Origin of the sequence: Vibrio plantisponsor, from assembly GCF_013041605.1 — a bacterium.
Taxonomy (GTDB): domain Bacteria; phylum Pseudomonadota; class Gammaproteobacteria; order Enterobacterales; family Vibrionaceae; genus Vibrio; species Vibrio plantisponsor.
In genome coordinates this window covers 219,523-232,894 of the sequence record NZ_JABEQC010000008.1, presented here as the reverse complement: position 1 = coordinate 232,894, position 13,372 = coordinate 219,523, and the positions used below count along the sequence as shown (strand labels likewise).

General features: G+C 44.5%; 15 protein-coding genes. 12 read left to right on the top strand and 3 right to left on the bottom strand.

Annotated elements, in window-relative coordinates; translation table 11 throughout:
- Window positions 1-232 precede the first annotated feature (232 nt).
- Both HKI82_RS13160 and ygfZ read right to left on the bottom strand, forming a co-directional pair.
- Window positions 233-715, bottom strand: a complete 483-nt coding sequence (locus HKI82_RS13160; protein ID WP_171138283.1) for an aminoacyl-tRNA deacylase — start codon at window positions 713-715, stop codon at window positions 233-235.
- Window positions 705-1,679: a tRNA-modifying protein YgfZ gene (gene ygfZ / locus HKI82_RS13155; protein WP_171138282.1), complete on the bottom strand. Its 975-nt coding sequence runs from the start codon at window positions 1,677-1,679 to the stop codon at window positions 705-707. The genes HKI82_RS13160 and ygfZ overlap by 11 nt, the downstream gene beginning before the upstream one ends.
- Before the next feature lie 165 nt (window positions 1,680-1,844).
- Between ygfZ and HKI82_RS13150 the strand changes: the two genes are divergently transcribed.
- Both HKI82_RS13150 and HKI82_RS13145 read left to right on the top strand, forming a co-directional pair.
- Window positions 1,845-2,105, top strand: coding sequence for an FAD assembly factor SdhE (locus tag HKI82_RS13150; RefSeq protein WP_042484651.1), 261 nt, complete (start codon window positions 1,845-1,847; stop codon window positions 2,103-2,105).
- The gene (locus tag HKI82_RS13145; protein ID WP_146027671.1) at window positions 2,074-2,472 is read left to right on the top strand and encodes a YgfX family protein; all 399 of its coding nucleotides are present in this window, start codon (window positions 2,074-2,076) and stop codon (window positions 2,470-2,472) included. Before HKI82_RS13150 ends, HKI82_RS13145 begins: the two co-directional genes overlap by 32 nt.
- Window positions 2,473-2,517: 45 nt before the next feature.
- Here the strand turns inward: HKI82_RS13145 and nadB are convergent, their stop codons facing one another.
- The gene (nadB, locus tag HKI82_RS13140; protein WP_102940928.1) at window positions 2,518-4,131 is read right to left on the bottom strand and encodes an L-aspartate oxidase; all 1,614 of its coding nucleotides are present in this window, start codon (window positions 4,129-4,131) and stop codon (window positions 2,518-2,520) included.
- A 425-nt stretch (window positions 4,132-4,556) separates the two neighbouring features.
- On the opposite strand from nadB, the gene rpoE reads away from it, so the two are divergent.
- The 10 genes from rpoE to pdxJ all read left to right on the top strand — a co-directional run bounded on the left by rpoE (window position 4,557) and on the right by pdxJ (window position 13,368).
- Window positions 4,557-5,129, top strand: coding sequence for an RNA polymerase sigma factor RpoE (gene rpoE / locus HKI82_RS13135; RefSeq protein WP_102940929.1), 573 nt, complete (start codon window positions 4,557-4,559; stop codon window positions 5,127-5,129).
- Between the two features lie 48 nt (window positions 5,130-5,177).
- Complete coding sequence (locus HKI82_RS13130; RefSeq protein ID WP_171138281.1) at window positions 5,178-5,795, top strand: sigma-E factor negative regulatory protein; 618 nt, start codon at window positions 5,178-5,180, stop codon at window positions 5,793-5,795.
- Window positions 5,792-6,757 (top strand): sigma-E factor regulatory protein RseB, encoded by a 966-nt coding sequence (gene rseB / locus HKI82_RS13125; RefSeq protein ID WP_171138280.1) that lies wholly within the window; start codon window positions 5,792-5,794, stop codon window positions 6,755-6,757. The genes HKI82_RS13130 and rseB overlap by 4 nt, the downstream gene beginning before the upstream one ends.
- On the top strand, window positions 6,754-7,224 hold the full coding sequence (locus HKI82_RS13120) for a SoxR reducing system RseC family protein (RefSeq protein WP_102940932.1): 471 nt from the start codon (window positions 6,754-6,756) through the stop codon (window positions 7,222-7,224). Before rseB ends, HKI82_RS13120 begins: the two co-directional genes overlap by 4 nt.
- 114 nt (window positions 7,225-7,338) lie before the next feature.
- A complete protein-coding gene (gene lepA / locus HKI82_RS13115) occupies window positions 7,339-9,132 on the top strand; it encodes a translation elongation factor 4 (RefSeq protein WP_102940933.1) in 1,794 nt (597 codons plus the stop codon).
- A gap of 94 nt (window positions 9,133-9,226) precedes the next feature.
- The gene (gene lepB, locus HKI82_RS13110; RefSeq protein ID WP_171138279.1) at window positions 9,227-10,126 is read left to right on the top strand and encodes a signal peptidase I; all 900 of its coding nucleotides are present in this window, start codon (window positions 9,227-9,229) and stop codon (window positions 10,124-10,126) included.
- A 36-nt stretch (window positions 10,127-10,162) separates the two neighbouring features.
- Window positions 10,163-10,840, top strand: coding sequence for a ribonuclease III (gene rnc / locus HKI82_RS13105; RefSeq protein ID WP_102940935.1), 678 nt, complete (start codon window positions 10,163-10,165; stop codon window positions 10,838-10,840).
- Entirely contained in the window at window positions 10,833-11,810 is a 978-nt protein-coding gene (gene era, locus HKI82_RS13100) for a GTPase Era (RefSeq protein ID WP_102940936.1), read from the top strand. Before rnc ends, era begins: the two co-directional genes overlap by 8 nt.
- Window positions 11,811-11,887: 77 nt before the next feature.
- Entirely contained in the window at window positions 11,888-12,619 is a 732-nt protein-coding gene (gene recO / locus HKI82_RS13095) for a DNA repair protein RecO (RefSeq protein ID WP_102940937.1), read from the top strand.
- A 17-nt stretch (window positions 12,620-12,636) separates the two neighbouring features.
- Entirely contained in the window at window positions 12,637-13,368 is a 732-nt protein-coding gene (gene pdxJ, locus HKI82_RS13090) for a pyridoxine 5'-phosphate synthase (RefSeq protein WP_102940938.1), read from the top strand.
- The last annotated feature ends 4 nt before the right edge of the window (window positions 13,369-13,372 follow it).

The window sequence follows — 13,372 nt, the reverse complement described above, 5'->3', positions numbered from 1 at the left end:
GATGTCCTGAAACAATCAGTGGATTCACTTTTTTGTTGGTGAAGGACCAATCTCTTCGTTTATAAAGAGCCAGAATCACACATTCTGAATGAGCTTTAACCAACGGTTGGAGATTACTTTAAAATTTACAGAATGACTATTTATTGATCTTAAATGAGTAAAAATTCAGTTGGTGATTTTTGTTTGTGTGATATTGATCGCTATAAATTGTAATTCATTGCATCAATTTAGTTCATTCTTCGCGCTGAATGTGTGCAAAGGTGGGGCAGCATAGCTGAATCAGGTCATGGGTTTGAAGCGCTATGCCAGCCATTGAAGAGCCGCTACTGATAGTGACAACTGGTTGTTCAAGAATTTGATGGTCAAAAATGATGGGCATTGATGTTTTAAGCAAAAGAGGTGTCACCGTTCCAAGTTGGTATCCGGTGATAGATTCGACATCTTTCATATTTACGCATGTCATGCGTCGCCATTGCAGCAACTCTCGAACTTTTTTCGGGTCAACACTTTTGTCACCAGGCGCGCAAGCTAGAGCCAGTTGTCCGCCCATATCTCGAAGCAGGATGCACTTCACCATTTGGCGTGGCGTAATACCGCGCTGATTTGCTGCATCTTCAATGGTGACTGCTGGTGTTTGATGGTGCAGCAAGCGGAAATCCACTTGCTGCTGCTCAAGGAATTGAGTGAGTTTTGTCTCGCTAACTTTATTCGTCATCGTTTAATGAATAAGGAAGCGCTTCGATGATCCAGCGAGTGTCCGGTTGCGAAGACAGTCTGAATTCGGTCTCTTCATCTAAGTTGTTTGGCAGTACGACTAAACCAATCGCAGTGTTATTCGCAAATGTGTAATGAACCATAAGCTGGCCAGCTGAGCGCCAATTTTCACCGACAGAACGTTCCAACTGAACGACTTCATCATCACTCAACGGCGATTCGATGTTGCCTTTAACAATGTACATTGCACGCTTGTTAATACCGCGATACTTGGCACGAGCTACGGTTTCTTGGCCTGTGTAGCAACCTTTGTTAAAGCTGATGCCATTTAGCGCTTGAAGGTTGAGCGCTTGAGGAATGTGTTCATTTTGCTCAGCTTGAGTGACCACAGGGTAAGCTTGCTCAATCTCGAATCGAGTCCAAAGCGACTCGTCCACTTTTACTGCTTCAATAGTATTAACAAGTTCTGCGGTACGTTCGCTATTGATGAGTAGTAACCAGCGCTGCGAATCAATTTTTACAGCACTTCCGCCTTCGATAGAGCGAACATCGCCACGAGTTTCGCTATGAGAATCAATCCAAGCTTGGGCTTGTACACCCATTAAACCCAGAGCAATATCGCCGCTGTGGGTTATCTCAGCTTTGGAGAAAATTGCATATTTCTTGAGTTCGCGCAGTTCTACATCGATGGCTGAAAGCGGCTGAAACATCGCATAACCACCGTTATGGTGAAAAATGCGAAAGACCGACCAGACTTTTCCTTTTGCGTCGCAATGTGCGCCAAAAGTCATTTGCTCAGCTTCCAGAGAAACCACGTTACAGGTAACTTGTCCTTGCAAGTAAGATTTAGCATCCGTACCTACAATTTGAATAGCGCCCCAAGATGCTAGATGTGCGAGCATGAGCTCAGGCAAAGCGTCATCAGCATTAACAGATAGGGGAGAGAAAGTGTTTTTCCAATCCATGATACTCACCATAGTGAACGATATTGAACTATGGTAATCCGGATAAGTTTTTTTGTCAGCTTGATTGGGACTGTGATTGAGACCCTAGTTGATTTTTCTGTCTGTTGGTAGACTTAGCAAAATTACCGTTTGTTAGCCCAAATAACTATAAAGTGAGAAAGGTAAATGTATAACGCTGAAGAAAAAGCTCGAATTAAATGGGCATGTCGTCGTGGTATGTTGGAACTGGACGTCGTTATTATGCCATTTTTTGAAGAGTGTTTTGACTCCTTAACTGAATCCGAGCAGAAGGATTTTGTCTCTTTGTTGGAATGTGATGATCCAGATTTGTTTACTTGGATTATGGGACATGGTCGCTCTGAAAACTTAGGGCATGCAGCTATCGTGGATCAAATTGTCGCTCATAACCTCAGCAAAGTCCGTTAAGCTAGAACTCTGCTATTCCTATACTGCCCAAGTATTCGCTGCCATTGTTTTCATGGTATTGATATGGGCAGTCATTGTTTCTCCCATTCCCCTTAGCGCTTCTGCATTCTTATTCTCTGTTTTTTTAACTCGTCCTTTGAGTGCGTTACTGCCGGACTGTTTACACGGTTCTGTTGAGATTGGTTTTGATGGTTATTTAAAAATGAACGATCAAACGCAGTCTTTCCAGTCAGTCAGCGATCTTCACTCTTTTGCTTTCTTATCTTTTCATGCCAGAGGCAAGCATTGGTTGTTGTGGAGAGACAGTTGCGAAGAAGCGACTTATCGTCAGTTATTGGTGAGATTGAAAAGAAAACAGGAGCCTTAGCTCCTGTTTTCGATGTGGGACATGATGCTTTTGCTTAAAGAATGATTACTCTTTTGGCGAGAGAATTGTCGGACCACTGTTTTCAAGCTGATCTGGGTAATCCAAGGTGTAGTGTAAGCCGCGGCTTTCTTTACGTTGCATTGCACAGCGCACCATCAGTTCAGCTACTTGCAGCAGGTTACGCAGTTCAAGCAAGTTGTTGGAAACACGGAAGTTACTGTAGTACTCCTGCGTTTCTTGTTGCAGCAACTGAATACGACGTAAAGCTCGCTCTAATCGTTTATCTGTACGCACGATACCCATGTAATCCCACATAAACAGGCGCAGTTCGTGCCAGTTGTGTTGGATAACCACTTCTTCGTCAGAGCTGGTTACTTGGCTCTCATCCCACACAGGAACCGATGGCGGCATGTCGATATTCTTAATGTTTTTAACAATATCTTTAGCCGCAGACCAAGCATAAACCACACATTCCAACAGTGAGTTTGAAGCCATGCGGTTTGCACCATGCAGACCGGTATAGCTAACTTCACCAATTGCATAAAGGTGTTTGAGGTCAGTTTGACCTTGTTGGTTCACCATAACACCACCACAGGTGTAGTGTGCAGCAGGAACAATTGGAATCGGCTCTTTGGTGATATCAATACCCAAATCCATCAGACGGCGATAGATAGTCGGGAAGTGTTTTTCAATAAAATCTGCAGGCTTATGGCTGATGTCGAGATACATACAGTCTGCACCTAAGCGTTTCATTTCAAAGTCGATAGCTCGAGCTACCACATCGCGCGGTGCCAGTTCTGCACGCTGATCGAAATCGAGCATAAAGCGAGAACCATCAGGACGACGAAGGTAAGCCCCTTCGCCACGAAGCGCTTCTGTCAGCAGGAAGTTACGAGCTTCAGGATGGTACAAACAGGTTGGGTGGAATTGGTTAAATTCCAAGTTCGCCACTCGGCAACCCGCACGCCAAGCAATCGCAATACCATCGCCGGAAGAAACATCAGGGTTTGAGGTATATTGATACACTTTCGAAGAACCACCAGTTGCTAGAACCACGTATTTAGCACGAATGCTTTCAACGTGCTCTTCATTACGGTTCCAGACATAAGCACCAATCACTTTATTTTTATCACCGCCGACTTTGTCTTCGGTAATCAGATCTAACGCGTTGTAGCGTTCAAAAATAGAAATGTTCGGATGTTTGTGTGCGTTGTCTTGCAATGATGTTTGCATGGCCATACCGGTGGCATCAGCTGCATGCAGAATTCGACGGTGGCTATGTCCGCCTTCACGAGTTAAGTGATAACGAGGGTTATCATCACCATCATCACTGTCTTCTTCTTTGTCGAAAGGTACACCACCATCGATAAGCCACTGCACACACTCTTTTGCGTGTTCAGCAATAAAGCGAACGGTCTTTTCATCACAGATACCATCGCCAGCGATAAGGGTATCCTGAACATGTGAATCAATGCTGTCAGATTCATCAAATACAGCGGCAATGCCACCTTGAGCGTAGAAAGTTGCGCCTTCACTACGAGGTCCTTTACTCAGTACGATGACTTTGCAATGTTTTGCGATACGCAAAGCTAACGACAAGCCTGCTGCACCGCTCCCTATCACTAATACATCACATTGATGCTCTCGGTTTTCGTTCATAAAACTTTTAAATTCCCGAACTATAGTAGAATCGTCCTACTCTATATTTAAATTTTTCACTTGCTGATTTGATGAGCCTGATTGAAAAAGAGCGTCATACCAATGACTAATCTATAAGATGAATCAAGCAATTAGGAAACCGAGCTATGTGAGTCCCGCATTTATAATGTGTTTAAAAAATAATAGTTTTTAAAAGCTATTGTTTTTATAGATTTGTATCCGCAAAATCGTTTCGGGGTTACAAACCTCGATTACATCACATTGTGCATTATGTTTGGCAATTAAATTAACACATAATTGAACTTTATCTTTTTTACTGAGTCACAATAGTGCTCATGTAAACAGTGGTGTCAATACTACATTCTGGATAATTAAAGCCCATATCTGAGAAGGTAAGGGAGATAACAATAGGAGTAACCGCTCGAATGAACGAGCAGCTAACCGATCAAGTATTGATTGAGCGAGTTCAGAATGGAGATAAGCAAGCATTTAATCTTTTAGTTTTGAAATATCAAAATAAAGTCTGCAATCTTATTTCTAGGTACGTGAGCAATTCAGGAGATGTTGCTGATGTAGCACAAGAGGCTTTTATTAAAGCTTATCGCGCTATCCCAACTTTCAGAGGTGAAAGTGCGTTCTACACTTGGCTATATCGTATTGCTGTCAATACCGCGAAAAATCACATCGTAGCACAAGGGCGTAGACCGCCAGCCACGGATGTTGATGCTGAAGAAGCTGAATTTTACGAAACAAACAATGCGTTAAAAGAAATATCGAACCCTGAGAACATTACGCTGTCGAAAGAACTGAAGCAGGCAGTGTTTAGTGCGATAGACGCGTTGCCTGAGGACTTAAAAACGGCAATGACTTTACGCGAGCTGGAAGGCTTAAGTTATGAAGACATTGCTGAAATTATGGATTGCCCTGTTGGTACGGTACGTTCTCGTATATTCCGTGCTCGTGAGGCGGTAGAAAAGAGAATCAAATCTCTTTTGTAGCGTTGGAACCAGTAAGAACCCAGTAATTGGAAAATAATGGTGAAAATAATGGCGGACAAACAACAACTTTCAGCTCTCATGGATGGAGAGATGGTCGACAAGTTGCTAATTCAAGAGTTAGCCAACGATCGTGAAAGTATCGAAACGTGGAAAAATTACCACCTGATTGGTGACGTAATGCGTGGCGATGCACCCGAGAGACCTGAATGGAATATCGCTGAAAGTGTGGCATTAGCGTTGGAAAATGAACCAGCACATACCCCATACAGTACCAATGTCACTGATTTAGAGAGTATGCGAGTGGTCGAGGAACAACCTGCACCGCATAAAGCGCGCCGACAACTGCCAAAATGGTTATCGCCATTTGGTCAGGTGGCTGTGGCTGCGTGTGTCTCTTTGATTGCTATCATCGGTGTTCAACAATATGGTGCAAGTGGTTCTTCAGCTGCGGATCAACCTTTTCCCGTACTGCAAACAGTTCCTTTATCTGGCAGTGTAGAACCTGTGAGTCTGACACGTGAGTCAGTAAGACCAAGTATAGAATCAAATGCTCAGGAGCAGCGTCGTCGTGTTAACGCTATGCTTCAGGATTACGAACTGCAACTGAGATTAAATAGCGAGGGCTTGGGACAACACCAAGACTCAATCGAACCGGTAATTGAATGAAAAAATTTCTGATCAGTGTGTTGGCGCTGTTCAGTTTGAGCTCTACTTCAGCCTTTGCAGAGGACGAATCTGCAGAGGCTTTATTGCATCAAATGAACGAGGCCAGTCAACATCTCAACTATGAACTGTCTTATATCCTGATTAAGAAAAACAGTATTGAACCTTTGCTGTATCGTCATGCTCGACATGAGCAAAAGGAATACGCTCATCTTGTTTATTTGAGCGGCCCTATACGTGAAGTTTTTCAGCGTGACAATGAAGTAAGTTACATTGAACCCGGCGTAGAGCCTTTCACCATCGAATCTGGCAACATGGTTGCGCCAACCATTCCAATGCTCAATAGTGATGTTACTGAGCTTAGCCAGTTCTACGATTTCGTTAAAATGGGACGAGCACGCGAAGCGGGCACCCCTTGCCAAGTGGTGCGTATTGTTCCGAAAGACGGTTTAAGATATTCCTACATGCTTTGGGTCGACGAGAAAACGCATCTTCCGTTGCGGGCAGATCTGATTGATCGCTACGGTGAAGTGTTAGAGCAGTATCGATCTATCTCGTACTCAGTCAGTGACAAACTGGCAGAATTGATGGCAGGTTTTGATAATGTTCAGTTGCCTGAAGTGCTATCCTTACCGAAAAGTAAAGTAAGTGAGACGTTCTGGTCAGTAGGTTGGAAGCCGGATGGTTTTAAATCGGTCAATCTTAATCGCTACCGAATGATTAATACCGAACGAGTAGTCGAAAATCAGATGTTCTCAGACGGTTTATTCAGCTTCTCTGTCTATGTTTCTTCCAGTGATGAACACTCACTGCAAGGACAGTTAGTAAGACAGGGGCGTCGTACTTTACAAACGTTTATTAAGGGTGATCGTGAGGTTTCCGTTGTAGGGGATATTCCACCAGAAACGGCGAAACGTATTGCTCAATCGGTTGTATTTGATAATACCAAGGCTACACCACAATGATGACTGCACTTGCCACTGTGATGGCTGTACAAACAAAAGAACAGGGTTTTCATGTTGAGCTAAGTTGCGAACAGAAAACCAGTTGCAGCAGCTGCTCGTCGGCGAAAAGCTGTGGTACAGGCATTGTTTCTAAAGCTATTGGTGGCAAGTCGTTACGCTGGCATTTGGATACGGATAAGAGCGTATCTCAAGGTCAGGTGGTTGAAATCGGTTTTCCAGAAAAAAGCCTGTTGCAGTCAGCAGCGTTGGTTTATTTAGTTCCTCTGTTAATGATGATCCTCGGTGCCTGGCTTGCTGATAGCTGGCTTGCCCCTCTGTTCGGCATGGGAGAAGGAATCATCATTTTAACTTCACTTGTCTTTATCGGTTTGGGTATACGCCTAGCGAAAATCTGGTCTGGCTCGCTGGAAAAGCGTACAGAGCAAGAAGTGGTTCTGCTAAGAGTGCTTGGAGAGCCTATTGCCTAAATTATGATGCGATCCCAAAGGAAATTGGGTAGAATCGCCCAACTTGAATGAAAGGGCACTAAAAATCGCCCCTCATATGTCCTAATTTGCAAAGAGTTTAGTCATCCCAAACCTATGAAGCACATTCGTAACTTTTCGATTATCGCCCACATTGACCATGGTAAATCGACTTTATCTGACCGTTTAATCCAAGTATGTGGTGGATTAAGTGATCGTGAAATGGCAGAACAAGTTCTTGATTCAATGGATCTAGAACGTGAGCGTGGTATCACCATCAAAGCACAGAGTGTGACACTCGATTACAAAGCAAATGATGGCGAAACATACCAACTTAACTTCATCGACACACCTGGACACGTTGACTTCTCATATGAAGTATCTCGCTCTCTAGCCGCGTGTGAAGGTGCATTACTTGTTGTTGATGCTGGCCAGGGTGTAGAAGCACAAACCCTAGCTAACTGTTATACGGCTATCGAAATGGATCTGGAAGTAGTGCCAATCTTAAACAAGATTGACCTGCCGGCAGCAGAACCTGAACGTGTAGCAGAAGAAATTGAAGATATTGTTGGCATCGACGCAGTCGAAGCGGTTCGCTGTTCTGCGAAAACAGGTCTTGGTGTTGACCTTGTTCTTGAAGAAATCGTTGCAAAAATTCCAGCGCCAGAAGGTAACCCTGATGCGCCGCTGCAAGCTCTGATTATTGACTCATGGTTTGATAACTACTTAGGTGTTGTTTCACTAGTACGTATCAAACACGGTAGTTTGAAGAAGAATGACAAGATCAAAGTCATGAGCACTGGTCAGGTTTGGAACGTTGACCGTTTAGGTATTTTTACTCCTAAGCAGATCGATACCACTGAACTAAACACTGGCGAAGTGGGCTGGGTTGTTTGTGGTATTAAAGACATCCTAGGCGCGCCTGTGGGTGATACGCTGACTTGGGCGAAAAACGGCAGTGAAAAACCACTACCGGGCTTTAAGAAAGTGAAGCCTCAGGTTTATGCGGGTCTGTTCCCTGTATCATCAGATGACTATGAAAACTTCCGTGATGCGCTAGGTAAACTTAGCCTGAACGATGCGTCTCTGTTCTATGAGCCAGAAACATCAGCAGCACTAGGTTTTGGTTTCCGTTGTGGCTTCTTAGGTATGCTACATATGGAGATCATTCAGGAGCGTCTAGAGCGCGAATATGATCTCGACTTGATCACCACCGCACCGACGGTAGTGTATGAAGTGGAAATGACCAACAAGCAAGTTATGTATGTTGATAGCCCAGCGAAGCTGCCAGCAATCAACGACATTGAAGAGATACGTGAACCTATCGCGCGTTGTAATATCCTAGTGCCGTCGGAATACCTAGGTAACGTTATTACCTTATGTATCGAAAAACGCGGTATGCAGGTGGACATGGTTTACCACGGTAACCAAGTGGCACTGACTTACGATATTCCTATGGCAGAAGTGGTACTGGACTTCTTTGACCGCTTGAAATCAACGTCTCGTGGTTATGCGTCACTGGATTACGGTTTCCAACGTTTCGAAGCGTCGAAGATGGTTCGTGTAGACGTACTATTGAACGGTGACAAAGTGGATGCATTAGCCATCATTACTCACCATGACAACGCTCAGACTCGTGGCCGCCAATTGGTTGAGAAGATGAAAGAATTCATTCCTCGCCAAATGTTTGATATCGCGATTCAGGCTGCTATCGGCAACCACATTATCGCGCGTTCAACAGTGAAGCAGCTACGTAAGAACGTAATCGCTAAGTGTTATGGCGGTGACGTGAGCCGTAAGAAGAAACTATTGAAGAAACAGAAAGAAGGTAAGAAACGTATGAAGCAAATCGGTAACGTTGAGCTTCCACAAGAAGCGTTCCTTGCAATTCTTCACGTAGGTAAAGACTAATCGTTTTGTCTTATCTGCAAGGTTTTATGTATTAACTCGCAAGTGAAAGAGTCTCGGCTCTTTCACTTTCGTATTTTTTAGATAAGGGAAGTCAATGGCTAATACATTCTCACTCATCTTAGTTCTTGTAACCTTGGTTACCGGAATTGTGTGGGCGTTGGAAAAATGGGTTTGGGCGAAGAAGCGCCATGAAAACGTGGCACGTCAGCTAAAAGCCGAACCCGACAGTATTGATACCAGTTTGACAACCAAAGTCGCGCCACAGCCATGGTGGATTGAGAATTCCGTTTCAATTTTCCCAGTGATCGCATTCGTGTTAGTTCTGCGTTCGTTTGTATTTGAACCGTTCCAAATTCCATCAGGCTCTATGATGCCAACGCTGCTGGTGGGCGATTTCATTCTTGTTGAAAAATACGCGTACGGTTTGAAAGATCCAGTATGGCGCACACAGTTAGTGGAAACGGGCAAGCCTGAGCGCGGCGACATTGTGGTGTTCAAATTCCCGCAAAACCCAAGTATTGACTATATTAAGCGTGTGGTTGGTATGCCTGGGGATATCGTGCGTTATAGCCGAGATAAACAGATTTGTGTGCAAAGTGCAGGTGAGTCAACCTGTAAGCCTATCAAGCTGTCAAACGTGCAGGAAAGTGAGTTCACTCAGAACAACATTCCAATGATGCAACTTGATGAACAGCTAGGCGAAGTAAAACACAATATTTTGATCAACCCTCTCCGTATTGATGATGTACGTAGTTATGCACCACGTAGTGGTGTGAACGAGTGGGTTGTTCCACAAGGGCACTATTTTGTGATGGGTGATAACCGTGACAACAGTGCTGACAGCCGTTTTTGGGGCTTTGTTCCAGAAGCCAACTTAGTAGGGAAAGCCGTTGCTATCTGGGTGAGCTTTGAGTTTGACCGAGATCCTAACAGCGTAATTCCTGCTTGGATTCCAACTGGTGTGCGCCTTAGCCGCATCGGTGGCATTAACTAGGGCTGATTTATCAGCCCCGCAACACATCGAGAGAGTATGACTTCTCCAGTTAGTAGATTAGAAACAAAGCTCACGTATCAGTTTAAAGATCCTGAGCTTCTTGATTTGGCACTGACTCACCGCAGTGCCAATGGTAAACACAATGAACGTCTTGAATTTCTGGGCGATTCAATTTTAAGTTTTGTCATTGCTGACGACCTGTATCATCGTTTCCCGAAAATCAACGAGGGCGATATGAGTCGTATGCGTGCTACGTTAGTTCGTGGTCACACACTGGCTGAACTAGGTCGTGAATTCGAACTAGGAGATTACTTAAAATTAGGTCCAGGCGAGTTGAAAAGCGGTGGTTTCCGTCGTGATTCAATCCTAGCTGATGCTGTTGAAGCGATTATTGGTGCTATCTATTTAGATAGTGGCACTGAAGTGGTTCGCAGCATTATTTTAAGCTGGTATCAAACTCGCCTAGATGCGATTAAGCCTGGTGTGTCACAGAAAGATCCAAAAACTCGCCTGCAAGAATTTTTGCAAGGCAGAAGAAAGCCTCTACCTGTTTACACAGTGACTAATATTAAAGGTGAAGCACACAATCAGGAATTCACTGTATCGTGTGACGTAGCAGGTATTGGAATGCCTGTGATTGGTAAAGGTACCAGCCGCCGCAAGGCAGAACAAGCGGCTGCTGAGACTGCACTAGAGCAATTAAGCAATGGCTGATAAAGAATTTGATATTGATGCATTCTTTGCATCAGAAGGTGACGACGCCAAAGTTGAAGCGTCACTACCAGAGAACCAGCACTGTGGTTTTGTTGCTATCGTAGGTCGCCCGAACGTGGGTAAATCTACGCTACTGAACAATATCCTTGGTCAGAAAATTTCGATTACTTCACGTAAGCCGCAAACCACTCGTCACCGCATTATGGGTGTCGATACTCAAGGTGATTATCAAGCTATTTATGTTGATACACCGGGGCTACACATTGAAGAGAAACGTGCGATCAACCGTTTGATGAACCGTGCGGCAAACAGCTCTCTGAGTGATGTGAACTTAGTTTTGTTCCTCGTTGACGGTACGCATTGGACTGAAGACGATGAAATGGTTCTGACTAAACTTCAGAAAGCGAACTTCCCTGTGATTCTTTGTGTTAACAAAGTCGATAACGTGAAAGATCGCAATGAAGTGATGCTGCACATGCAGGCGATGTCTGAACGCATGAACTTTGTTGATGTGGTGCCTATTTCAGCGAAATTGGGTAAAAACGTTGATGTACTGCGTAAGCACGTGCGTGATCACTTACCAAAAGCGGTTCACCACTTCCCAGAAGAGTATGTGACAGACCGTTCGCAACGCTTTATGGCTTCAGAAATCATCCGCGAAAAGCTGATGCGTTTTACTGGTGAAGAGTTGCCTTATTCGGTAACGGTTGAAATTGAACGTTTCGACTACAACCCAGAAACCGACGGTTTCCATATCAATGCCTTGATTCTGGTTGAGCGTATTGGTCAGAAAAAAATGGTGATTGGTAAGAACGGCGAAAAGATCAAAACCATTGGTCGCGAAGCTCGTTTGGATATGGAAGAGCTGTTTGGTCGCAAAGTTTACTTAGAAACTTGGGTTAAAGTGAAATCCGGTTGGGCTGATGATGAACGAGCTCTTCGTTCATTAGGCTATATCGACGACCTATAATCTTGTAATCTGGCTCCATGTAATGGGGCCAGATTTTTATCTGCCTCTGTCCTTATTTCTATATTTGGATTCAAACTATGTCTGACGGTTTACAGCGCTGCTTTGTATTACACCGCCGCCCATATAGCGAGACCAGCTTAATTCTGGACGTATTCAGCGAAGAATATGGCCGTTTAAGCATCATGGCAAAAGGGGCGAGAAGTAAGCGTTCAACAACCAAAGGTGCTTTGCAGGCATTCACGCCACTACTGTTGAAGTGGTCGGGCAATGGCTCAATGAAAACCTTACGTCAGGCAGAGGCTATCAGCCTTGGATTACCGCTAACGGGCATATCTCTGTATTCGGCCATGTACGTCAATGAACTCATAGGCCGAGTCTTAATGCCTGAAGTTCCCTCTCCCGGCTTGTTCCATGATTATCTTACTGCTTTGACCGAGCTAGCACAGAGTGATAACCCAGAACCGGCGTTACGCCGTTTTGAGTTAGCTTTGTTGTCTGCCATGGGCTATGGGGTAGATTTCATGCATTGTGCGGGAACCGGAGAACCGGTTGATCCCAATATGACTTATCGATATCGAGAGCAGAAAGGGTTTATTGCATCGGTGAGGCGCGATAATCTCACTTTTCTCGGTAACGAATTAATCGCGATCAGTGAACGGCGCTTTAGCACAAAAGAGCAACTTCAAGCGGCAAAACGCTTTACACGTATCGCTTTAAAGCCGTATCTTGGCGGCAAACCTTTAAAAAGTAGAGAGTTGTTTAGACAAGCAACTCCCCTAAAATTAAATTCAAGAGGGACTCTCTCTTGAGCACGGAGTGTAGGAAAATGAGCTCAATTTATTTAGGCGTTAATATTGACCATATCGCGACAGTGCGTAATGCACGTGGTACTCAATACCCAGACCCAGTTCACGCAGCGGAAATCGCGGAGCGTGCAGGTGCAGACGGTATTACGATTCACCTTCGCGAAGACCGTCGTCATATCAAAGATCGTGATGTACGTATTCTGAAAGAAACCATCCAGACCCGCATGAACTTGGAAATGGCAGTAACAGATGAGATGGTTGAAATTGCTTTAGAAACAGCGCCTGAGTTTGTTTGTCTTGTTCCTGAAAAACGTGAAGAGCTCACCACTGAAGGTGGCTTGGACGTGATTGGTCAGTTTGAGAAAGTAAAAGCGGCAACGCAAAAACTGACAGAAGCAGGCATCAAAGTGTCTCTGTTTATTGATGCTGACCGTGAGCAGATAGATGCGGCGAAGAAATGTGGCGCACCGTTTATCGAGCTTCACACTGGTCATTACGCTGATGCAAAAACCGAAGCGGATCAACAAGACGAGCTGAAGAAGATTGCAGCGGCAGCAAGCTACGCTTCTGATCAAGGCATCACAGTAAACGCAGGTCATGGTCTGACTTACCACAACGTTGCAGCCATCGCTGAAATTCCAGAAATTTATGAGTTGAACATCGGTCACGCAATCATTGGTCGTGCATTGTTTGATGGCTTACCAAAAGCTGTGGCAGACATGAAAGCCATCATGCTGGACGCGCGTCGCTAATACC